At 48.2% G+C, this 22942-nt stretch carries 24 protein-coding genes; 16 read left to right on the top strand and 8 right to left on the bottom strand.

The features are described from left to right. Positions 1-35: 35 nt before the first annotated feature. Genes gspG through CAG58_RS02275 form a run of 8 tightly spaced genes read left to right on the top strand, consistent with a single transcriptional unit; the run spans position 36 to position 5524 of the window. The gene (gene gspG, locus CAG58_RS02310) at positions 36-479 is read left to right on the top strand and encodes a type II secretion system major pseudopilin GspG (RefSeq protein WP_040903885.1); all 444 of its coding nucleotides are present in this window, start codon (positions 36-38) and stop codon (positions 477-479) included. Between the two features lie 52 nt (positions 480-531). Continuing rightward, positions 532-1107, top strand: a complete 576-nt coding sequence (gspH, locus tag CAG58_RS02305; protein ID WP_161425426.1) for a type II secretion system minor pseudopilin GspH — start codon at positions 532-534, stop codon at positions 1105-1107. Continuing rightward, positions 1100-1456: a type II secretion system minor pseudopilin GspI gene (gspI, locus tag CAG58_RS02300; RefSeq protein WP_154169899.1), complete on the top strand. Its 357-nt coding sequence runs from the start codon at positions 1100-1102 to the stop codon at positions 1454-1456. Before gspH ends, gspI begins: the two co-directional genes overlap by 8 nt. After that, positions 1443-2075, top strand: coding sequence for a type II secretion system minor pseudopilin GspJ (gspJ, locus tag CAG58_RS02295; protein ID WP_154169901.1), 633 nt, complete (start codon positions 1443-1445; stop codon positions 2073-2075). Before gspI ends, gspJ begins: the two co-directional genes overlap by 14 nt. Further along, positions 2062-3075: a type II secretion system minor pseudopilin GspK gene (gspK, locus tag CAG58_RS02290; protein ID WP_154169903.1), complete on the top strand. Its 1014-nt coding sequence runs from the start codon at positions 2062-2064 to the stop codon at positions 3073-3075. Before gspJ ends, gspK begins: the two co-directional genes overlap by 14 nt. Further along, the gene (gspL, locus tag CAG58_RS02285; protein WP_161425424.1) at positions 3044-4270 is read left to right on the top strand and encodes a type II secretion system protein GspL; all 1227 of its coding nucleotides are present in this window, start codon (positions 3044-3046) and stop codon (positions 4268-4270) included. Before gspK ends, gspL begins: the two co-directional genes overlap by 32 nt. Further along, a complete protein-coding gene (locus tag CAG58_RS02280; protein ID WP_040903895.1) occupies positions 4270-4764 on the top strand; it encodes a type II secretion system protein M in 495 nt (164 codons plus the stop codon). Before gspL ends, CAG58_RS02280 begins: the two co-directional genes overlap by 1 nt. Before the next feature lies 1 nt (position 4765). Continuing rightward, positions 4766-5524, top strand: coding sequence for a type II secretion system protein N (locus CAG58_RS02275; protein ID WP_161425423.1), 759 nt, complete (start codon positions 4766-4768; stop codon positions 5522-5524). A 63-nt stretch (positions 5525-5587) separates the two neighbouring features. Here CAG58_RS02275 and cysQ read toward each other — a convergent pair whose 3' ends face one another. The 4 genes from cysQ to CAG58_RS02255 form a co-directional block, all read right to left on the bottom strand. Further along, a complete protein-coding gene (gene cysQ / locus CAG58_RS02270) occupies positions 5588-6415 on the bottom strand; it encodes a 3'(2'),5'-bisphosphate nucleotidase CysQ (RefSeq protein WP_004394385.1) in 828 nt (275 codons plus the stop codon). Between the two features lie 8 nt (positions 6416-6423). Continuing rightward, positions 6424-6984 carry an ADP compounds hydrolase NudE gene (gene nudE / locus CAG58_RS02265; RefSeq protein ID WP_154169909.1) on the bottom strand — a complete coding sequence of 187 codons (561 nt, stop codon included), beginning with the start codon at positions 6982-6984 and terminating at the stop codon, positions 6424-6426. A 190-nt stretch (positions 6985-7174) separates the two neighbouring features. Beyond that, positions 7175-7765 carry a Fe-S biogenesis protein NfuA gene (gene nfuA, locus CAG58_RS02260; RefSeq protein ID WP_050782704.1) on the bottom strand — a complete coding sequence of 197 codons (591 nt, stop codon included), beginning with the start codon at positions 7763-7765 and terminating at the stop codon, positions 7175-7177. An 84-nt stretch (positions 7766-7849) separates the two neighbouring features. After that, complete coding sequence (locus CAG58_RS02255) at positions 7850-8569, bottom strand: ComF family protein (protein WP_161425422.1); 720 nt, start codon at positions 8567-8569, stop codon at positions 7850-7852. Positions 8570-8661: 92 nt separating this feature from the next. On the opposite strand from CAG58_RS02255, the gene bioH reads away from it, so the two are divergent. Both bioH and CAG58_RS02245 read left to right on the top strand, forming a co-directional pair. Beyond that, the gene (bioH, locus tag CAG58_RS02250) at positions 8662-9438 is read left to right on the top strand and encodes a pimeloyl-ACP methyl ester esterase BioH (RefSeq protein ID WP_154169911.1); all 777 of its coding nucleotides are present in this window, start codon (positions 8662-8664) and stop codon (positions 9436-9438) included. Positions 9439-9559: 121 nt separating this feature from the next. Further along, positions 9560-10030, top strand: a complete 471-nt coding sequence (locus CAG58_RS02245; RefSeq protein WP_154169913.1) for an ATP-dependent Lon protease — start codon at positions 9560-9562, stop codon at positions 10028-10030. Positions 10031-10324: 294 nt separating this feature from the next. Here CAG58_RS02245 and CAG58_RS02240 read toward each other — a convergent pair whose 3' ends face one another. Continuing rightward, entirely contained in the window at positions 10325-12646 is a 2322-nt protein-coding gene (locus CAG58_RS02240; protein WP_161425421.1) for a Tex family protein, read from the bottom strand. A gap of 234 nt (positions 12647-12880) precedes the next feature. On the opposite strand from CAG58_RS02240, the gene greB reads away from it, so the two are divergent. Together greB and CAG58_RS02230 are read left to right on the top strand one after the other, a co-directional pair. Beyond that, positions 12881-13357, top strand: coding sequence for a transcription elongation factor GreB (gene greB / locus CAG58_RS02235; RefSeq protein WP_154169919.1), 477 nt, complete (start codon positions 12881-12883; stop codon positions 13355-13357). Between the two features lie 37 nt (positions 13358-13394). Next, positions 13395-14393 carry a LacI family DNA-binding transcriptional regulator gene (locus CAG58_RS02230; RefSeq protein WP_161425420.1) on the top strand — a complete coding sequence of 333 codons (999 nt, stop codon included), beginning with the start codon at positions 13395-13397 and terminating at the stop codon, positions 14391-14393. Between the two features lie 20 nt (positions 14394-14413). On the opposite strand, the gene edd is transcribed toward CAG58_RS02230, so the two are convergent. Together edd and CAG58_RS02220 are read right to left on the bottom strand one after the other, a co-directional pair. Then, a complete protein-coding gene (gene edd, locus CAG58_RS02225) occupies positions 14414-16216 on the bottom strand; it encodes a phosphogluconate dehydratase (RefSeq protein WP_161425419.1) in 1803 nt (600 codons plus the stop codon). A 2-nt stretch (positions 16217-16218) separates the two neighbouring features. Continuing rightward, positions 16219-16734 carry a gluconokinase gene (locus CAG58_RS02220; RefSeq protein ID WP_004394395.1) on the bottom strand — a complete coding sequence of 172 codons (516 nt, stop codon included), beginning with the start codon at positions 16732-16734 and terminating at the stop codon, positions 16219-16221. A gap of 158 nt (positions 16735-16892) precedes the next feature. Here CAG58_RS02220 and CAG58_RS02215 point away from each other — a divergent pair, with 158 nt between their 5' ends. From CAG58_RS02215 to envZ, 4 genes are all read left to right on the top strand, one after another. Further along, positions 16893-18266: a GntP family permease gene (locus CAG58_RS02215; protein ID WP_004394396.1), complete on the top strand. Its 1374-nt coding sequence runs from the start codon at positions 16893-16895 to the stop codon at positions 18264-18266. A gap of 12 nt (positions 18267-18278) precedes the next feature. Further along, complete coding sequence (locus tag CAG58_RS02210) at positions 18279-18884, top strand: bifunctional 4-hydroxy-2-oxoglutarate aldolase/2-dehydro-3-deoxy-phosphogluconate aldolase (protein ID WP_202598178.1); 606 nt, start codon at positions 18279-18281, stop codon at positions 18882-18884. Positions 18885-19171: 287 nt separating this feature from the next. After that, positions 19172-19894 (top strand): osmolarity response regulator transcription factor OmpR, encoded by a 723-nt coding sequence (gene ompR, locus CAG58_RS02205; RefSeq protein WP_072670575.1) that lies wholly within the window; start codon positions 19172-19174, stop codon positions 19892-19894. An 84-nt stretch (positions 19895-19978) separates the two neighbouring features. Next, a complete protein-coding gene (envZ, locus tag CAG58_RS02200) occupies positions 19979-21280 on the top strand; it encodes a two-component system sensor histidine kinase EnvZ (RefSeq protein WP_154169925.1) in 1302 nt (433 codons plus the stop codon). Between the two features lie 70 nt (positions 21281-21350). Here envZ and CAG58_RS02195 read toward each other — a convergent pair whose 3' ends face one another. Next, a complete protein-coding gene (locus CAG58_RS02195; RefSeq protein WP_161425417.1) occupies positions 21351-22745 on the bottom strand; it encodes a uracil-xanthine permease family protein in 1395 nt (464 codons plus the stop codon). Positions 22746-22942: the final 197 nt, after the last annotated feature.

Below are 22942 nucleotides of genomic sequence, written 5' to 3'. Positions count from 1 at the left end.
TCGGTGTACGATGCTTGGATCGAAATGGAGTAACTATGAATAGAAGAGCAAGTAAACAGTCAGGTTTTACCTTACTGGAAGTGATGGTGGTGGTGGTAATTTTAGGAATTTTAGCCAGTTTCGTTGTGCCTAACTTATTAGGTAACAAAGAGAAAGCTGATCAACAAAAAGCCATTACCGATATTGTTGCCTTAGAAAATGCCTTGGATATGTATCGCTTGGATAACAATGTTTACCCAACGACGGATCAAGGCTTAGAGGCGTTGGTGACCAAGCCATCAAACCCTGAACCGCGTAATTATCGTGACGGTGGATACATTCGTCGTCTACCGAAAGATCCTTGGGGCAATGATTATCAATATTTAAGCCCTGGCGATCATGGTCGGATTGATGTCTTTACTTTAGGGGCGGATGGTCAAGAAGGTGGCGAAGGTTCGAACGCCGTGATTGGTAACTGGAATTTGCAGGATTTTCAATAAATCCCGTGACATTCCTGTTGCTTACCGATAACCCATTGAGCAGTCATCAGTAATGAAATTTACCCGAGGCTTTACGCTACTTGAAATCATGCTCGTATTGGTACTGATTTCGATCAGTGCGGTAGCGGTGATCGCCACGTTGCCAGCTCGACAAAATGATCAAGCTGATGTGGCTGCGCAGAGCTTGTTTCAGCGTTTACAGTTACTCAATGAAGAGGCACTGCTCAGTGGTTTTGATTTTGGCTTACGGATTGATGAGCCCAATAAACGTTTTACCTTTGTACAGCTGACCGAGAAAGGCTGGCAAAAGATCGATAAAATTGGTTTTGCTGCTCAACTCAGCTTAGCCGATTCACTCAATCTCGATTTTGTTCTCGGTAGCGGCGTTTGGCAGGATAAAAACCGACTCTTCACCCCAGGATCTTTGTTTGATGAGGAGAGGTTTGCTGAATACAAAGAACAGCAAAGCGAACCTGCGCCACAAGTATTTATTCTCTCTAGTGGTGAAATCACCCCGTTTCGTTTATTGCTTTACCCTCATCAGGAGAGCGTCGAACAAGCTTGGCAAGTCGTGGTCGAAGATAATGGGCATATTCGCCTATTCGCACCAGGAGAGAGTGATGAGTAAAAGGAAGCGCGGTTTTACGCTGTTGGAAGTCTTGGTCGCGTTAGCGATTTTTGCTACCGCGGCGATCAGTGTGATTCGAGCGGTGACTCAGCACGTCAATACGATTGGTTATCTGGAAGATAAAATGTTCGCGGCAATGGTAGCCGATAATCAGATGGCCAAGGTCATGTTAACTCCTGCTTCACTCGCGGCAAAAGAAGGCAAAGAGGAACTTGCTGGTCGCACTTGGTACTGGCGCGTTGCGCCGATTGCGACCACGGCGCCAGTGTTATCCGCCTTTGATGTCAGTGTTGCCAGCACAGAAAAAGGCCAACCTTTGGTCACGGTCAGAAGTTATGTCAGCAAATAAAGCACGCGGATTTACCTTAATCGAAGTCTTGGTAGCGATAGCGATTTTTGCCAGTTTAAGTATTGCAGCTTATCAGGTGCTTTATCAGGTACAACTGAGTAATCAAGTTTCTGCGCAACGAGAAGCCCGATTGAGTGAGCTACAGCGCGCGATGGTGATGATGGACGCCGACTTTCGACAAATGGCGGCACGCGCTTTTCGTACTAATGGTGAAGCTCCGACCGGACTCCTTGTCCAGTGGCGAGATTATTTGCTCGATTCAGATGAAAAAGGCGTGTTATTTACCCGCTTAGGTTGGCATAACCCCCAGCAACAGTTTCCGCGTGGTGAAGTACTTAAAGTCGGTTATCGGTTAAAAGATCATGTCCTAGAAAGAGTCTGGTGGCGTTATCCTGATACCCCCGTTGCACAAGAGCCAGTCATTGCGCCTGTGTTGAGCGAGGTTGAGAGCTGGTCGATGCGCTTTTATCAACGGGGAGAGTGGTCAGAGCAATGGGAATCGGAGCGTCGGTTGCCCGAAGCGGTGAGCGTGCGCTTAATACTGAAAGATTATGGTGAGATTGAGCGAGTCTATTTATTAACTGGCGCTTCATTAGGAGAAGCCGATGGTGCGTCCTAATGCCCAGCGCGGTGTCGCGTTAATCGTTGTGCTGCTGCTGCTGGCGGTGATGGTTTCGATTGCTGCGACGATGTCGCAGCGTATGTTTAGTCAGTTTCAACGTGCTAATCACCAACTGGGCTATCAGCAAGCGTATTGGTATACATTGGGGGTGGAGGCGTTAGCCAAAGCGGCGATTGAACAGAGTTATCAAGACAGTGATGTGATCAGTTTGAATCAGCCTTGGTCTCAACAACATCAAACTTATCCGCTAGATTATGGCGTGGTAACGGGTAGTTTAGTTGATGCCCAAGCTTGTTTTAATCTTAATGCATTTGCTGGTTTGCTGCCCAGCAACGAACCAACGCCACCTTATCTCTATCGAGTATGGCGCGCGTTGTTGGATGAAGTAGAGATTGATAATTTTCAAGCCGAAACGATTGCTGATGCGACATGGGATTTTATTGATGCCGATGATCGGGTTAATCGTTCCAATGGTGCAGAAGATAGCTTGTATGAATCGATGACACCAGCGTATTTACCGCCAAATGGTTTATTGGCCGATGCCAGTGAATTGCGGGCAGTGTATCAAGTGAGTGGCGAAGCAATGCATCAGTTGTCATCGTATGTCTGTGCACTACCGACTCAAGATTGGCGTTTAAATATCAATACCTTACCACCAGAAAAAGCGCCATTATTGGTGGCCATGTTTAGCCCGTATTTAAATGAGGCCAACGCTAAGTCTGTGTTAGAATCTCGCCCCTTTGATGGTTGGGATAGCGTGGCGAGTTTTCTCGCCGAGCCAGCGATCGCGGCCGTCGATAATGCGCGTCGTGAAGAGGCTCGGGCGTATTTAAGTGTCGATAGTCACTATTTTGAATTGGATGCACAGGTGATGGTGGATACGTCCCGAGTACGTGTTCGTAGTCTGTTTTACAGTAGTAATAAAAAGGATGCTACGGTAGTTAGCCGTCGCTATGGAGGAGTCAGTGAGCGAAAGCTTGATCGTTCGGCTGAGTAGTCAACAAAATGCAGTTATCCCTTGGTTAGTTTGGTCATCGACTCAGCAACAAGTGATCGCCAGTGGTGAACTAAGCAATGGACAACAACTCGAACAACTGACCCCACACGCGGTTCAGCGTTCAACGATAGTTTTGCTATCAACCAGCGACTTACTGTTAACTCAAGTCACGATCCCTGCAGGAGGCAGTCGGCAGTTTGCCGCCATGCTTCCCTATCTTTTAGAAGAAGAGATCGCGCAAGATGTTGATGAACTGCATTTTAGCGTATTAGGTAAACAAGGCGATCAAGCCTTTGTTGCTGGCGTTGATCGTGCATGGTTACAGACCATGCTGGAGCAGTTACAAACGTTAGGACTAGACGTTAAGCGAGTGGTCCCCGATGTGTTGGCTTTGCCGCTGCATGAGGAGGGATTAAGCGCTGGTCAAATGGGTGAGCAATGGCTGGTACGTAAAGGCGAATATAGCGGATTATCGGTTGATAAGGACTGGTTAACGTGGTTTTGTGCGTCGGACTGGGTTAAGAATCAGACCGAGCATTTACCTCTTACGGCTTATACTCCTTTACCTGAACTTTCCTTGAGTGAGCAACAATCGTGGCAGTCGATGGCTTGTCCATCGTTATTAGTACTGCTTACTGAGCAAGTACTTACTCATAAAATAAATCTACTGACTGGGCCTTTTAAGCCCAAATCCTCTTGGAATAAATATTGGTTGATTTGGCGTAAGGCCGTTATCGCTGGTCTGTTTTTGCTGGTGGTATTGATGACCAGTTATGGTTTACAAGTTCATAAAGATACGCAGCTCGCGCAAAGCTATCGTGATGAAAGTGAACGTATTTTTAGAGAGATTTTTCCTGATAAGCAGCGCATTCCAACCGTCAGTTATTTGAGACGACAGATGACGGATGAGTTAACGGCGCTCTCTGGTTCAGCGCTAGGTGAAGATGTCCTAAGTTGGTTCAGTCGATTACCAGAGACGATTGGCAGTGTGACTGATATGCAAGTGCAAAGTTTACGTTTTGACGGCAATCGCAGTGAAGTGCGTCTTGATGTCACTAGTAGTGATTTTCAATCGTTTGAACAAGCGAGAGTCAAGTTAGCGGAGTACTTTTCGGTCGAGCAAGGACAGCTCAGCCGTAATGAGCAACGGGTATCGGGCTCGTTTGTGTTGAAACCTAAGGAAGGGAGTGAGTAATGAAAGACAAATTAACTCCACTTTATCTATGGTGGCAAAGTATTAGTCAGCGAGAGCAACGCTTATTATCGGTCGCGGTGCTCTGTTTGGTGCTCGGGTTCGTCTATTGGGGGGCAATTGCACCGCTCAATCAACGTAGTCAGGAAGCAAAAACTCGCATTCAAAGTGAACGCCAATTATTACAATGGGTTGAAAATACGGCCGATCAAATTAGCGCTCTACGTCAGCAAGGTGGTGTGGTGCGCTCTGCTCAACCGTTAAACCAAGTGATCGCCGCATCGACCGGGCAATTCAATATTGAGTTAGTCAGAGTGCAGCCGCGTGGCGACCGTATGCAAGTATGGATTCAACCAGTACCATTTACCCAGTTGGTTGCTTGGTTGGCTCATTTAAAAGAGCGACAAGGGATTGAGGTTGAGTTTATGGATCTCGAACGCGGTAAAGTTTCGGGCATGGTAGAAGTCAGACGTCTACAGTTTAAGCGGGTCGGATAACATGAAGCGTATTATTGGCTATTTGAGTCTATTTATCTCGGTCGCTTTCGTTAGTGCGCTGCTTCACCTTCCCGCTCATGTCGTGATTAAGCACCTTCCATTACCTTCAGGTTTAGCTTTGCAAGGTGTTAAAGGGACTATTTGGAATGGCAGCGCGAGTCAAGTTCGTTGGCAACAACAGAATGCGGGGGCGGTTCAATGGCAGTGGCAATGGTCGGCGCTGTTAAAAGCCCAAGCACGGCTAGCGGTGCGTTTTGGACGGGGTAGTGATGTACAGTGGCAAGGACGTGGTGTGGTTGGTTATGGTTGGTCGGGTCCTTTTGCTGAACATCTGGTGATCTCCTTACCGGCCAAGCAGCTACAACCTTATTTAACCTTACCTATTCCTCTGACCCTTGAAGGACAAGTGGAGCTGACTTTACGTGATTATCACTACCGTGCTCCTTGGTGTGACACAGCGCAAGGCGTGATGACTTGGGATCAAGGTCAAGTTGGTTCACCACTTGGTGAGCTAGCGTTAGGAGCGGTGGTTGCTGATTTTACTTGTCAGCAGAGTGTGTTTGAAATAACGGGCGGTCAACAGACGGAGCAAGTAAGCAGTGAGTTTTCGTTACGGCTTCAAGCAGATCGAAGCTTTGCAGCTCAAGCTTGGTTTAAGCCGGGCGCACAATTTCCAGCATCGCTGGCTCAGCAGTTAGATTATTTACCCAGTCCAGATAGCCAAGGTCGTTACTCGTTTAGTCAACAAGGGCGTCTTTAACGCCGATTTGCATATGATGTAGTCAGGCTTCAGACGGACGTGCAGGGGATGCCCTGCACGTTGCTAATCTTTTATCTTTAATATTTCATCCCAAGGCAAATCGGCATCGCCTAACACGATGAAATTCGGATTCTCTAGGGTATCTCGTTCATTGTACGACAGGGGATCGAGTTGAGTATTTAAGATCCGCCCACCGGCCTCTTCGACAATGCATTGTGTTGCGGCGGTATCCCATTCTCCGGTTGGTCCTAGGCGTAGATAACAATCAACCGCACCTTCAGCGACTAAACACGCTTTGAGCGCCGCTGAACCAAGCGGGATTAAATCGTAATTCCATTGATGGCTTAAACGCTGAGTGATGCGATTAATGTCTTGTCGGCGACTGATGGCGATAGCGATTGATTGACCGGCTAACTCATGCTTATGACTATAAATACGCAGACTTTCTGACATATCGGGAATTTTCCATGCCCCTTTGCCCTGATAAGCATAATAAGTGACGCCAGAAACGGGTCCATACACCACCCCCATCACTGGTCGGTTATGTTCCACTAAGGCAATCACAGTCGCGAAGTCTCCGCTACGCGCAATAAACTCTTGGGTACCATCGAGAGGGTCAACCAGCCAGTAGCGCTGCCACGTTTCACGGGTTTCTAAACCAATATTCGCGGCTTCTTCAGAAAGAACCGGAATGTCTGGAGTGAGTTCCATTAACCGTTCAGTGACTAATTTGTGGGCGGCGAGATCGGCGCTGGTGACTGGCGTTTCATCACTTTTTACAAACGATTCGTAAGATTTATTCTCGTATATATCAAGAATCAGTTGGCCTGCAGAGCGGGCAATACTGATAACATCAGGTAAAAGATGAGAGAGATCTTTGGCTGTGGGCATGATACTTCCTATTCGTTTGCGGCAATAGACAAGTGACGAAGAGCCAGCAATAAAGCGGTAATACTGCGAGCTTCACTAAAATCAAGATGGGTTAATAACTCTTCGGCTTGTGCTAAAGGCCAGCGTATGACTTCGAGTGGCTCCGGTTCATCACCAATTAACTGATCTGAGTATAGGTCTTGTGCAATAAAAAGTGTCATTCGACTGGAGAAGTAGGAGGGGGCAAGCACCACTTCTTTAAGCGGTATTAAACGATCGGCTCCCATACCAATCTCTTCTTTTAATTCGCGAACAGCAGCTTGTTCTGCGGATTCTCCAGCATCGATCAAACCTTTGGGAAAGCCGAGTTCATAGCGCTCTGTGCCTGCTGCGTATTCCCGAACCAGCAACAAATCGCCTTGAGCGGTGATCGGTACCATCATGACGGCATGACGTCCACTGGGCTTCATACGCTCATAGGTACGCTGTTCGCCATTCGAGAAGCGGAGGTCGAGAGCTTCAATCGTAAACAGTTTAGATTGGGCGACGGCGCGTTGCGCTAAAATTTCTGGTGCTGTTTTCGAGGACATCCACTAACTCCTTGGCAGGCAAACTATTCTTACTATATAAGAAAATGAGATAGGTGGAAATATCTCCCTTTTACTTGCTGTATTGGCCGTACGGATCATATTGACGCCATCAATCGTGCTGAACGTTCAACCCGCGAGAAGGGGGAATACACAAACAGCGTAAGTCACGCCTGCGCTGTTTGTCTTTGATTTAGTAGTAAGAGTGGTCGCCGCGATCATGTTCCGTTGCATCACGTACCGCAGTTAGCTCGCCAGCAAATTGGGCCAATAGTTCTTTCTCAATGCCTTCTTTTAGAGTGACATCGACCATCGAGCAGCCATTACAACCACCACCAAATTGTAGTAAAGCGACACCCTCATCGGTAATGTTCACTAAGCTCACGTGACCGCCATGCCCAGCAAGTTGAGGGTTAACTTGAGTTTGAATCGCATACTCAACGCGCGCCATTAATGGGGCATCATCGTCTACTTTGCGCATTTTAGCGTTTGGCGCTTTAAGGGTAAGTTGTGAGCCCATTTTATCGGTCACAAAATCAATTTCAGCGTTTTCGAGGAACGGTAAGCTGAGTTCATCGACATACGCAGAAAAATCAGTGAAAGGGATCACCGTATCGGTTTTTTCTACCGCTTCTGGTGGACAATAAGAGACGCCACACTCGGCATTTTGTGTTCCGGGATTAACCACAAACACACGAATGTTCGTTCCTTCGGGTTGCTGTGCCAAGAGTTTGGCAAAATGAGACTGAGCGGATTCAGTAATAACGATAGTAGTTGTTGACACGACGAATACCTGAGTAATTTTGTAGGTTATTTGCTAGCCATTCTACTCCAGTCGCGCCGAGGATCCAGCCCTTTTTTACTTCGATTATGGCTGGAATGCATCGCTCGGCTCAGGAGTGCGGCATAAGCAATAAATATCAATCCTTTCGATGCCAACTTCAAGCAGTAAATCACATAATTGTCGGATAGTGCTACCGGTAGTGACCACATCGTCGACGATAGCGACATGGTTAACGTGTGGAATCGATAGACGTTGAAATGCACCAGATAAATTTTTCTCACGCTGTGATTTGGTTAATTGTTGTTGAGCGGGAGTGGAGCGAGTGCGGGTAAACAGATACGGGTCAAACTGGCTACCTACGTGCTTGGCAAGGGGGCGAGCAAGACGCTCGCTTTGATTAAACCCTCTTTGCCATTGTCTGCGCCAGTGTAATGGGACGCAAGTGATCAGCGGAGCTGGCTCAGTGATGCATTCAGCGAGTCGAGCGGCTAAATGACGTGCTTGCCAAAACTGACGCTGATATTTAAGTTGATGAATGGCGTGACTCAATGGGAATCGGTAGTCACCGATGCAAAACAGCCGTTGCCAAGGGGGAGGGGAACGTAAGCATTGACCACATTGGGGAGTGATGGTTAGGCAAGGTAAACCACAGCGCTGGCAACGAAGGCTGGGAGCATACCAAGCTTGGCAGGCGTGGCAAGTACCATGCTGCGCTTGAGGCTCTAAAGGCAGATGGCATAAGCTGCAGGTTGGCGTGAGCCAAGCGTGGGTGATAGTCGATATCCGATCTCGCCACATTGACATAATAAACCTCGGATGATGCGATAGAGATTGAGGTAAAGTATGGCGAAGATAGTCGCCTTAAGAGGCGGGTTTTAGTAGGAGAAAATGTGAACATGACCGAAAAGCTGTACTGGCAAGTGATAGGCGAAGGGCCTGATCTGGTGCTGATTCACGGATGGGGAATGAATGGTGCTGTGTGGCAGCAAACCAGTCAACGGTTACAAACCCAGTTTCGTGTCCATATCCTGGATTTGCCCGGTTATGGTTATAGCGCTCAATCGTCAGCAGCGAGTTTAGCCGAGATCGCTCAAGTGGTATTGGACCAAGCACCGTCGCAGGCGATCTGGGTGGGATGGTCTTTAGGGGGATTAATTGCTACCCATATCGCGCTGCATTACCCGCAACGAGTTACCCAGTTAGTCACGGTTGCTTCGTCACCTAAATTTACCGCCAGCGAGCAAGAGACGCCAGTATGGCGGGGAATCAAACCACAGGTATTGGATACCTTTACCGACCAGTTGTTAACCGATTTACCCTTGATGATTGAGCGGTTTATTGCTTTACAAGCCATGGGTAGCCCGAGTGCGCGTCAAGAAATTAAAGCGCTTAAGCAAGCGGTATTAGCGCGGCCAATGCCGACTCACCAAGCGTTATTAACCGGATTACAACTGCTTTCTGAGACCGATATGCGTCAGCAACTGACTCAGTTAACCATGCCAGTGCTGCGTATGTATGGTCGATTGGATGGATTAGTCCCACTGCGTGTTGCAGAGGCTGTGCATCAACTGCAAACCAATAGTCAGACCTCTATTTTCCAAGCCTCTTCGCATGCGCCTTTTATGACCGAGCAAGACGCCTTTTGTCAGCAATTGCTCAGCTTTGCAAAATAACAGTAAATTTTGTTGCCGATTAGTGAATAAGCGCTAAAAAACCGCCACGATTGGTCGATACATAAGTTATCCCTAACGGTAGCTTAATCGAAGGGGGTGCGACACTGAGGAGGACTCGGTTATGATCGTGTCACCGACTAATGTTAGCGTGCCACTTATCGCCCCGTCAGTGAACGTGCAAACAGAGCAAGCGTCACGAGATAATCGGATACGTGCGCCTGTTACGGCACCGGTAGAGCTCACCAAAAGCCAAGCTGAGCGTAAAACCAAAGCAGAGGACAAGCGGCGTAAACAATCCGCTTGGGATCCTGCAGAGCATCCTAACTATGAGCAAGAGAGTGATCAAGAGTCTAAACGACGACAGCGTGAAGCACTACGCAGTGAATTGGATCGGTTGTTTGATTTATTAGCACTGTCTTCTTACAGTGAGGAGCAAGGTAAAGGCTATACAATGCGTTTTCGGTTGCCAAAGCGGATCATTGATGCGGCAATAACTGAAGGCAAAATGGCGAAACGACGGACAGTGATTAAATTTCATTACGGTCATTCTGTAGCGCCTAATACGCCATCAGAAGTGATAGCGATCCTGTAGTTATCATTGAGCATAAGCTGGAATGATAAGGTGAATAAAAAATCCCCACAGCCAATGCTGCGGGGATTTGTTTTTACCAAGTAGAGTATTGACGATGTGTTGATATCCCCTTCCTACTTGAAGTTGCAGGGGTGTTAGCTACGTTCGTTCACCCCAATCACATCGCCTGTTTATGCTCATCGGGATGATGAGCGCTGTCCTTGACTCTCCCTCAAAGCTAGCCTACGGCTGTTCAAATAGGTCACTCACTTGCCTTCTACCTGTAACTCCAAGTTGTTGGGGTATGCGTTGGCGTTATTTTTTCGCTTTAGCAAAGGCGGCCGCAAAGGCACCGCCCATCGCGCCATTTTGCGCTGGTTCATCTCGGCGACGAGGAGGCGGCGAAGTTTGCTGACGCGCTTGAGTGGTGGATGACGGGCGTTGTCCGCGGCTCTCTTGTCCCGGCTCGTCGTTTAAACGCATAGATAGTGCAATCCGCTTACGTTGTACGTCGACTTCCATGACTTTGACCTTGACGATGTCACCCGCTTTCACCACGTCGCGTGGGTCAGCGATGAAACGGTCGGTTAGAGCGGAGATGTGCACTAAACCATCTTGATGCACACCAATATCAACGAAAGCGCCAAAATTTGCTACGTTAGACACCACGCCCTCCAAAATCATCCCCACTTCGAGATCTTTCATCTCATTGACTCCATCAGCAAAGGTCGCCGTTTTGAATTCAGGGCGAGGATCGCGTCCCGGTTTATCCAGCTCTTTAATGATGTCGGTAATGGTTGGTAGGCCAAAATGCTCATCGGTATAATCGACCGCGCGTAGCGAGCGCAAAAAGGTACTGTTACCAATCAATGATTTAATATCTTGCTGGTTTTTCTCAGCAATCGCTTTGACCACCGGATAAGCTTCAGGGTGGACCGCAGAGGCGTCGAGTGGATTTTTCCCCGCCATAATCCGCAAGAACCCCGCACATTGCTCAAAGGCTTTGGGGCCAAGACGCGGTACTTTTTTCAAGCTGGTTCGTCCTTCAAAGCGGCCATGCTCATCACGATATTGAACAATATTTTGTGCTAATGCTGCAGATAAGCCAGCAACGCGAGTCAGGAGTGCAGCCGAGGCGGTATTGACATCGACCCCAACGGCGTTCACACAGTCTTCGACCACCGCATCAAGACGCTTGGCGAGCAACGTTTGGCTGACATCGTGTTGGTATTGACCTACACCAATCGATTTAGGATCAATTTTGACCAATTCTGCCAATGGATCTTGCAAACGACGAGCAATGGATACGGCACCGCGCAGTGAGACGTCCATATTGGGAAACTCTTTGGCGGCCAGTTCAGAGGCAGAATACACCGAGGCCCCCGCTTCGCTGACGATGATTTTTTGTACCTTAAGATTGCCGCGTTTAATTAAGTCGGCAACAAAAGTATCGGTTTCACGTGAGGCGGTACCGTTACCGATGGCAATCAGATCGACATTATGTTTACTGACCAATGCTGCGACGGTTTGCATCGCTCGCTCGTATTGATTTTGTGGTACATGTGGATAAATGGTGTCGGTGGCGAGTACTTTTCCGGTCGCATCGACGACGGCGACTTTACAGCCCGTCCGCAGCCCCGGATCGAGCCCCAATGTTGCACGAGGGCCAGCTGGCGCTGCCATGAGGAGATCTTTGAGGTTATTAGCAAACACATCGATAGCCTCAATCTCCGCACGTTCTTTCATCGCGGCCATCAGCTCAGTCTCCATGTGCATCGAGACTTTAATTCGCCACGCCCAACTGATCACTTGCTGACGCCATTGATCTGCGGGAGCTTGACTGAGATGCAACTGATAATGCTCGGCGATTAAGGTTTCGCAATACGAGTGGCGTAGGCTCTCATCTTGCTGAGGGTCGGCATTTAAGCTCAGAGTTAAGAAGCCTTCGTTACGGCCACGCAGCATGGCTAAAGCACGATGTGATGGTGTTTTACTGATCAGCTCTCGGTGATCAAAATAGTCTTTAAACTTTTCACCCGCTTGCTCTTTACCTGCCACGACTTGAGCAACAATCTCCGCGTGACGGGTTAAATAGTGGCGTATTTTGGCTAATAGGTCGGCATCTTCAGCGATGCGCTCCATGATGATCGCTCGTGCGCCATCCAATGCCGCTTTACTATCGGCAACGCCTTTATTGACGTCGATATAAGCTAAGGCGGCTTGCTCTGGTTCGATATCCCCTTGTAACCACAAGCGATCCGCTAACGGTTCAAGACCGGCTTCAATGGCGATTTGACCTTTGGTGCGTCGTTTCGGCTTATAAGGTAGGTAGAGATCTTCTAAGCGAGTTTTGTTGTCAGCAGCAAGAATTGCTTGTTCGAGCTCTGGAGTGAGCTTACCTTGCTCTTGAATCGATTTAAGAATCGTCTGACGGCGCTCATCCATTTCTCGCAAATAACTTAAACGGGTATCTAAGTGACGCAGTTGTGTATCATCTAATCCTCCCGTTACCTCTTTGCGGTAGCGAGCAATAAATGGCACTGTGTTGCCGTCATCAATTAAGCTAACGGCGGCGATAACTTGTGTAGGGCTGACATTCAGCTCGTTGGCAATCTGTTGGCAGATAGCGTGGCTCATCCGTGGTCTCTCTTTTGAACAATCATGCAGGGATTGTACGTAGTCAATTTTTAGCTGCAATGTCTTTTGCTGATGGTTGGCGGTTCAGGTCGATTTTTAACATGGCTCATACCGAAAACTGACCCTGAAATCGAGCTGGAATCGGGGATGAAACGATGAATGCTATGCCCTGTTTAGTGAATTAGGTAACATACTGGCCAATAATAAGGTCTGTAACGATGATTGAGGTAGTAGGTGAAAACGAAACTGATTACACGTGCTGGTTATGAAAAGCTTAAGCAAGAGCATGATCATCTATGGCATGAAAAACGCCCGGAAATTACCAAGATTGTCACTTGGGCGGCCAGCCTAGGCGACCGCTCTGAAAATGCCGATTACACCTTCAATAAGCGTTTGTTGCGTCAGATCGACCGTCGGGTGCGCTATTTGCGTAAATTATTACCAGAGCTGAAGATTGTTGATTACTCGCCACAGCAAGAGGGTAAAGTGTTTTTTGGTGCTTGGGTTGAGATTGAAAATGAAGCGGGCGAGCGCAAAACGTTACGCATTGTCGGACCAGAAGAAATTTATGGTGACGCTAAAAACTACATTTCTATCGATTCACCGATGGCGCGCGCCTTGTTGAAAAAACAAGTCGATGAAGAAGTCACCGTAAAAACCCCAACCGGTGATAAACTCTGGTTTATTAATACCATTCGTTACGAAAAATAGTTACCCCATTGGTTCGCAAGTTGGGGCTAGGAAAAATATGCACAAAAAAAACAGACCGACTCTGCAAGATATTGCTGATCAAGTCGGCATTACCAAAATGACCGTCTCGCGTTACATGCGCGATCCTAATTCCGTGGCAAAAGTCACCCAACAAAAAATTGCCGCGGTGGTTGAGCAGCTTGGTTATATCCATAACCGTGTTCCTGCGATTATGTCTAAATCGTCCAGTCGGGCCATTGGCATCATATTGCCTTCGCTCTCTAACCAAGTGTTTGCTCATTTGGTGCAAGGCATCGAAGAGGTTACTCAGGCCGCAGGTTACGATACCTTAATTGCCCACACCGGTTATAACCCCCAAGTTGAAGAAAACAAAATTGCCGCGTTTCTTTCTTATCGGGTGGATGGATTAATTTTAACCGAAACCAATCATACTGAACGCAGTCGGCAAATGCTCAAATCCGCGGGGATTCCGGTGGTTGAAACGATGGAAATCCCGACCCAACCGATTGACATGGCTGTGGGGCTGGATCACGAACAGATCTCGTATCAAGTGGTGCAGCAGATGATTGCCCGTGGCCGACAGCAGGTTATCTATCTTGGCGCTCGGTTAGACTCGCGAACTCAACTGCGTCGGCAAGGTTATGAGCGAGCCATGCGTGAAGCGGGTCTTCAGCCGATGCAGGTGTCCACTGGTGAGCATTCCAGTTTTACCTTGGGCGGTATTTTGCTACAACAGGCGTTGCAACAGTACCCAGCGCTGGATGGTATTTTTTGCACCAATGATGATTTAGCGGTCGGGGCGATGATGTATTGTCATCACCATCGTATTGCGGTCCCACAGCAGATTGCCGTAGTGGGTTACAATGCGTTGGATATCGGGCAGGCAATTGTGCCGCGTTTAACCAGTGTGGAAACGCCCCGTTTGGCGATTGGTAAAAAAAGTGCCGAGCTATTGCTGGCGGCACTCTCTGGTCAAGCTGTCGAGCCGAAGGTTTATGATTTAGGCTATCGATTAACCCATGGCGAAAGCTGGTAATTGCTTGCGCTGTCTAGCGATTAACGGGTGAATAAAAAGCTCGCGCCTTGATCCGCCGAAGTCACGTGTTGGCGAGCGAGGGTGAACAGCTCTCGTCCCCAACTCTGTTGATCCTGTTCAGTCAGCGCTGGCTGCGCCACGCGTTGACTTAAATCGTCTAAACAGGTGAGCTCACCCTTGGTGGCATCCAATCTCAGTAAATCACCATCGCGCAGTAAGCCTATCGCGCCACCGCGCAGTGCTTCAGGAGAGACGTGGATCGCGGCGGGGATTTTTCCTGAAGCGCCAGATAAGCGACCATCGGTCACCAATGCGATTTTAAAGCCGGCCTTTTGTACATTGCCGAGGATTGGCATCAATTTATGCAGTTCAGGCATACCATTGGCTGCTGGACCGCTGTAACGAACCACCACAATGCAATCTTTATTCAGCTCGCCGCGTTGATAAGCCGTTTCCACGTCATGTTGTGAATTAAACACTTTAGCGGGAGCCTCAACGATATGATGAGAGGGTTTGACTGCCGAGACTTTGATCACCGCTTGGCCAAGGTTACCGCTCAGTACCTTAATCCCTCCGGTTGATTGAAATTGCTGATGCCGCGCGGCGATCACGCTGGCATCCAGCGTCTCATCGCAAGCTTGCCAACTGAGTTGCCCCTCGGTTAACACTGGGCGAGTTAATTGATCGGCAAACTGACCGAAAGCGGGCGTGACATCAGTATGCAGCAGATTTCGCTCATTGAGACGGGTGAGCAGCATCGGTACTCCTCCCGCCGCCTCAAAAGCATTAATATCAGCGCTACCATTCGGATAAATATTGGTTAATAACGGCACGATTTGCGACAAATCGCTGATGTCCTGCCAAGTTAAGAACAGCCCAGCGGCTCGTGCAACCGCGAGCATGTGAATGGTGTGATTGGTACTGCCACCCGAAGCCAGTAAGGCGACAACGCCATTGACCAAACTTTTCTCGTTGATCACTGTACTCAGTGGTCGGTAATTCGGTGTGCCCGGAGCCATCGCTGCAATCGCGTTGGCCGCATAGGCGGTTAAGGCATGACGTAATGGATTATTCGGTGCAACAAAAGCAGACCCAGGTAGCATCAAACCCATGGCTTCAAACACCAATTGATTAGTGTTGGCGGTGCCGTAAAAGGTACACGTACCGGGGGAGTGATAAGAATGACACTCCATATCGAGCAGTGCTTCGCGGCCGACTTGCCCCGCGCTGTATTGCTGGCGAATCTCGACTTTTTGTTCATTACTGATCCCAGTGCCCATTGGGCCAGCGGGAATAAAAGCGGTCGGTAGGTGAGCATAACTGAGCGCGCCCATTAATTGTCCCGGGGCAATTTTATCGCAGATACCAAGCAGTAAAGTGCCATCAAACATGTTGTGACTGAGCGACATCGCGGTGGCTTGGGCTATCATATCTCGGGAGAACAGCGACATATCCATCCCTGGCTGACCTTGAGTCACGCCATCGCACATCGCCGGTACGCCACCGGCGACTTGCGCCGTGTGTCCACTGGTCTGTAACGCGGCTTTGATGCGCGCAGGGTAATCAAGATACACTTGATGGGCACTGAGCATGTCATTGTAAGCGGTGATGATCGCAAGGTTTGATTTGGTTAAATCAAGAATGTGTGATTTTTCGCTTTGACAAGAGGCCGCAATCGCATGAGCTAAGTTACCGCATGATAAACTGGCTTTGCCTTTTCCTGCGGCGAGTTGTTGAGCGGTTCTGGTTAAAAATGCGTGACGAAGTTCACGACTGCGCTGTGCAATTCGTTCGGTGACTTGCAAGAGGAGCGGCTGAGTCATGGTTATTCCTCCCGAGCTTGTAGGGCGAGGATCGCTTGATTGACCACTTCCTCAATGTCACCGTCAATACTGATGGTGAGAACATCGTGTTCTGTTTCGCTGGGGCGTTCTAAGGTAGCAAATTGGCTATCGAGCATGCTGGTTTTCATAAAGTGACCCTGCCGCGCTTGCATCCGTTCTATAATCAGTGCTTTATCACCGTCCAGAAACAGAAACGTCACCTGTTGATTGCCATCGCGAATTTGATCTCGATAGCTTTTTTTCAGAGCCGAACAGACGATGATGCCTTGCTCACTCTTATTTTCTAAGCTAAAAGCCGCGTCACGAATCCGTTCTAACCAAGGGGCGCGGTCGTGGTCATTGAGTGGTTGACCTTGGCGCATTTTTTCAATGTTGGCGCGAGGATGCAAATCATCACCATCGATAAATTTTGCTTGCAGACGTTCAGCAATGCGTGCCCCAATGGTACTTTTTCCACAGCCACTGACACCCATCACAATAATGCTTTTACCAGTCATATCGACTCCTTAGTCCGAGATCTGAGCGAGATCCCAATTTTTAACTTTGCCTAACGAATTGGCTTTATCTTAATCTTGTTATCGGTAACATGTTACCCGTAACTTATAGATTTGTGAACCGAAACACAAACATCCCATTCTTGATAAAGGTGAACGAAATGGACCAAATAGCACATAGCCCTACCTATCTGTTGTTGCTCGCCCTTGCGGCGATCGTTGCTCTACTGTTTTTGATCATGAAGTTAAAAGTCCATGCTTTTGCTTCATTAACGTTAGTCAGTTTCGGCACCGCACTGGCCGCTGGCATTCCAGCCAATCAAGTGGTGCCGAGCATGATGTCTGGATTCGGCGGCACGCTCGCTTCTGTTGCTTTACTGGTTGGTTTAGGAGCCATGATTGGTAAGATTTTAGAAGTGACGGGCGGGGCAAAAGTCTTAGCTGATACCCTAATCGGTCGGTTCGGAGAACAGCGTGCGCCTCTGGCCCTCGGTGTTGCTTCATTATTGTTTGGTTTTCCGATCTTTTTTGATGCAGGCTTAATCGTCATGATGCCGATTTTGTTTAGCGTCGCGAAACGCTTTGGCGGTTCAACACTCAAATACGCTTTGCCAGCGGCGGGTGCGTTTGCGGTGATGCATGCGTTTGTTCCTCCGCATCCCGGCCCAGTTGCCGCTGCTGAGTTATTGGGTGCTGATATTGGTCTGCTGTTAGTGGTGGGTTTGCTGGTCGCGATCCCGACTTGGTATCTTGGCTCGTATCTGTTTGGTCTTTATTGCGGTGAAAAATTTAACTTACCGCTCTCTAAAGCCTTTTTAAATGCCGAAGTAATGTTTAAAGACAAAGCGGATTTACCGAAATTTTCTACCGTACTGTTTATTTTGGTTCTACCTGTATTGTTGATCTTCTTGGATACCGGGTTAAATACGTTAGCGGTGGCTGGTGTGCTGGACGGTCAGCAGCCTTGGATTGAATTTTTACGCATGCTAGGAAAAACGCCGATTGCGTTACTTATCACGCTATTGGTGTGTTTATTCACCTTTGCTGGTAAATATGGCATGAGTAAGCTAGAAAAATTGTGTACCGATGCGTTAGCCCCGATCTGTGCCGTTATTTTAGTCACTGGTGCAGGCGGTATGTTTGGTGGCGTATTACGTTCTAGTGGTATTGGCCAAGCCCTAGCCGATGTATTAGCCCATACTGGCATGCCAGTGATTGTCGCTGCTTTTGTGATTTCGACGTGCTTACGGGTTGCGCAAGGTTCTGCCACGGTTGCCTTAACCACCACGGCGGCGCTGATGGCACCGATTGTTGCACAAACCACAGGTTTGTCAGAGTTAGACTTATGCTTTATCGTGATTGCTATTGCTGGTGGCGCGACGGTGCTGTCTCACTTTAATGATTCTGGTTTCTGGTTGGTCTCTCGCTTGCTGGAAATGGATGAAAAAACTACGCTCAAAACGTGGACGGTAATGGAAACGCTACTGGGTAGTATTGCGTTTATTATTGTCGCCACTCTCAGCTATCTTCTATAAGGTTTAGGTATGATGACTCTTGAACAGCGCTTGGCGCAGATAAAAATTGTTCCTGTGATTGCGATTAACCATGCTCAGCAAGCGCTGCCGCTGGCCAAAGTATTGATGGAAAATGGCCTGCCGTGCGCGGAAATCACTTTTCGTACAGAGGCGGCGCAAGAGGCTATTCGTCTGATGCGCGACGCGTATCCTGAGATGTTGATTGGCGCTGGGACGGTGCTAACCACGGCGCAAGTCGATCAAGCTCAGCAAGCGGGAACGGATTTCATTGTCAGCCCAGGACTCAATCCCACCACAGTGAAATATTGTCAGCAACGTGGCATCGCCATTGTGCCAGGGGTGAATAACCCCAGCTTAGTCGAGCAAGCAATGGAACTTGGTTTGCGCACGTTGAAGTTTTTCCCTGCCGAGCCTTCTGGCGGCATTGCCATGCTCAAAGCGCTCAGCGCCGTTTATCCGGTCAAATTTATGCCAACGGGGGGCATCAGTACGGCTAATGTACAGCACTATTTGGATTTACCATCGGTCGTGGCTTGTGGTGGCACTTGGATGGTGCCGACAGACCTGATGGATAAAGGTGATTGGTCAGCGATTGCCAAGTTGGTACGCGAGCTGTAACGTTTTATCGGTCCTTGGCACCATGCAGAGATAACTGTCTAAGCCAACCGTGATGGTTGGCTTTCTTGATCAATCGATGCCTTATTTTATCTTTTCTAGCGATACGTAAGCGTTAAAGCTTGAAATAAGGGGCTTTTTTGGCTTCGATTATCCGTTATGATGAGTAGTCGGTCGAAAACAGGTAATAAATGCTAACAATTCTTTAAATTGCTCACCGTGCAACAGTGTTACATTTTGTTTGCCCTCATCTGTGCGGGTGTCATCTCTTTTTAGTGGGATCAGTGGACATGCAAGAAAACTATAAAATTTTAGTGGTTGATGATGATGCGCGTTTGCGTGCATTGCTCGAGCGTTACTTATCTGAACAAGGTTTCCAAGTTCGTAGCGTTGCCAATAGTGAGCAAATGGATCGGCTGTTAACCCGTGAAACTTTCCATTTGATGGTGCTCGATCTGATGCTGCCGGGCGAAGATGGCTTATCGATTTGTCGCCGTTTAAGAAATGCCAATAATCTTATTCCGATTTTAATGCTGACGGCAAAAGGCGACGAGATTGATCGCATCGTAGGTTTAGAAGTGGGGGCGGATGATTATTTGCCGAAACCCTTTAACCCTCGTGAACTGCTGGCGCGGATTAAAGCCGTATTACGTCGCCAAGTAATTGAAGCGCCCGGTGCGCCGAGTGCTGAAGATACGATTGTCGAATTTGGTGAGTTTCGTTTAAATCTGGGCACGCGAGAAATGTTTCGTGGTGATGAAGCGATGCCACTGACTTCTGGTGAGTTTGCGGTATTAAAAGCTTTAGTGACCAATGCTCGTGAGCCTTTGTCACGTGACAAATTAATGAATATGGCTCGTGGTCGAGAATACTCAGCGATGGAGCGTTCTATCGATGTGCAAATTTCTCGTTTGCGCCGTATGTTAGAGGTTGACCCAAGCAAGCCGCGTTATATTCAAACGGTGTGGGGCTTAGGTTACGTCTTTGTGCCAGATGGTAAAGCCGCCAGTTAAGATTATTGTCTGCAGCCAGTGTTCAAGATGTCCACTGGCTGTTATCGTTTTATCCCTCCATTATTCTCACACCTTAGGTGCACTATGCGAATCCGTAGTTCATTTACCCAAACGATTCTGCTGTTTTTTACCCTCTTGGTTGCCAGTCAAGCGTATTCCTATTTTGCGCTGATTAATTATGCGCTGATCCCAAGCTTGCAGCAGTTCAATAAAATTCTCAGCCATGAAATCAGTTTGATGTTGGATGATAGCTTTACCGATGCTGAGCCTAATTTAGATCGATCGCTACGTTTGCGGGTGTTGGAAAAGCTTGGGGTTGAGATCTTTAGTGATGATGGTCCGGCGGCGGATGAGTTTCAACGTGCGATCAGTATCGATTTGATGAGCGATAAAATGAGCGAAGAACTGGGCTCTCCGACGGAAGTACGCATGGGCGTTGGAGCAGAAAGTTATATTTTATGGATGAAAATCGAACAGTTACCTGAGCAGATCTTACGTATTCCGCTGACTGAATTACGAGAAGATGATTTTGCTCCCCTGTTTCGTAACAGTATTTTTGTCGCCGTACTGATCTTGGTTGGAGGATGGTTGTTCATTCGCTTGCAAAATCGTCCTTTGATTGCGTTAGAAAGAGCCGCTTTGGCAGTAGGACGAGGGGAGATCCCGCCGCCAATTGTAGAGAGTGGGGCCAGTGAAATTCGCGCGGTAACTCGCGCATTTAATCAAATGTCGCAAGGCATTCAAGCACTGGAAGAAGATCGCGCTTTACTGATGGCGGGAATCAGCCATGATTTGCGAACGCCATTGACGAGAATCCGCTTAGCAACCGAAATGATGTCTCCTCAAGACAGTTATCTCGCTGAAGGGATCATTAGTGACACCGAGGAGTGTAACGAGATCATCAGCCAGTTTATGGACTACTTAAAACCGGTCGATAAACAAACCTTCCAAGCCGTCGATCTCAATGAGATTGGCGGAGATATTGCCAGTTCTGAAGGCGGTTATGAGCTGCACATTGAAACGGATTTTCAAGCTTCGATTGAACCGGTATTTGGTAATCCGATTGCCATTAAACGGGCGGTGAGTAACTTAGTGGTGAACGCGTTACGTTATGGCAATGGCTGGGTGAAAATCAGTACTGGGGTAACGGCGGATAAACGTATGGCTTGGGTCTGTGTCGAAGATAACGGCCCAGGGATTGATCCGAGCCAAGTGCAAAAGGTCTTTGAGCCCTTTATTCGAGGCGATACTGCGCGAGGTAGTGAAGGTACTGGCCTTGGGTTGGCGATTGTAAAACGTATCGTTGGTCAGCATCATGGCGCGGTTGTTTTAAATAATCGTAGCGAAGGTGGCCTTAAAATTCAGCTCAGTTTTCCAACCAAGTAAGCCTGGCAGTCTTCAGTCAGGGATCAAGCCGGTTAGCGTATCGCCAACCGGCTTAATTATTTGAACTCGCTTATGGTTGCTCAGTGACGGTGGTTTCTGACTCTGGGCGAGTCGAGTGCTCTGGCAATAAGAGATTGAGTAGAATCGCGGTAATGCCGCCAGCGGCTACGCCAGAAGAGAAAATACTTTTGATGATCTCTGGCATAAATTGCAGAATTTCAGGTTTTTGCGCAATGCCTAATCCCATCGAAAAAGACAGTGCCATGATTAAAATGGCTCGGCGATCGAGTTCAACTCGCGAAATGATTCGTACCCCAGCGGCGGCAATCGTACCAAACATGACAATCGTTGCGCCACCCAGTACAGGCTCTGGAATTAACTGCACAAAGCTTGCTACTCCGGGAAAGAGTCCAAGTAACATCAGCATCGCCGCGATGAAATAACCGACATAACGGCTGGCAACGCCAGTTAATAATATCACCCCATTATTTTGGCTAAAGGTCGAGTTAGGGAAACTATTCAGTAGCGCGGCGAGAGCGGAGTTAATCCCATCAGCCAGTACGCCCCCTTTGATACGTTTCATGTAGACTGGGCCTTTGACCGGTTCTCCTGAGACTTCCGAGGTCGCAGTGATATCGCCAATCGCTTCTAACGCCGTGATCAAAAAAATCAATACTAATGGAATGAATAAAGACCAATCAAAGCTTAGTCCATATTGCATTGGGATAGGCAGGGCGATGAGGCTACTTTGAGGACGCTGTGTGGTATCAACCATACCGAGTAAGTAAGCCATAATATAACCGACCAGCATAGCGATGACGATAGAAGCAACGCGAATATACGGATTGCGAGCTCGGTTAAGGATCACGATAAGCGCTAATACGGTGCCTGCTAAAGCGAGTTTATCAAGGCTACCAAAGCTACCATCACTCAGTGCGCTGTAGCCGCCTCCGATAGAGACTAAGCCAACTTGGACTAAGGTCAAACCGATTAACGTTACCACGATACCAGAAACTAAAGGGGTAATGATCCGCTGGGCAAACTGCAGCACACGTGATAGTAAAATTTCAGCAAAAGAAGCGACTAAAATGGTACCAAAAATCGCCGCCATCATAGTGGCGATATCCGCTCCACCGGCTTTCAGCGCGAGGCCCGCGCCAATGATTGGCCCCAGAAAGTTAAAGCTGGTGCCTTGAATCGAGAGCAGTCCCGAGCCAATCGGCCCGAAGGTTCGGATCTGAATAAAAGATGAAAGACCAGAGGCAAACAGCGACATACTAATAATGGTATTGGTTTGATCGGCCGGAACCCCTAACGCTTGGCAAATGATCAATGACGGTGTGATGACGGCAACGAACATCGCCAGTAAATGCTGGATCGCGGCGAATAAAGTTTGGGGTAAAGGCGGGCGCTCATTCAATTGATAGATCAATTCAGAGGGACGCGTATCGTGTTGGTGACTCATGATGGTATCCTAAAATGACAGTCGATGACGTGCGCTGAATGGGCCGTCACCGTTGAGTTTTTATCGCCTGTGATTGCTGTTAATCAGGCTCAACTCTGAGTTGACCAAGCCGGATTCTCTGCTTGCTATAGTCCAGTGCTAGTAGAGAAATCGTCATCTTGGTGATTTTGGGCGAGGATTATAGAGCCTTAATCAGA

Origin of the sequence: Vibrio sp. V31_P5A7T61 (genome assembly GCF_009904895.1) — a bacterium.
Lineage (GTDB): Bacteria > Pseudomonadota > Gammaproteobacteria > Enterobacterales > Vibrionaceae > Vibrio > Vibrio metschnikovii.
This window is presented reverse-complemented; position numbering and strand designations above follow the sequence as displayed.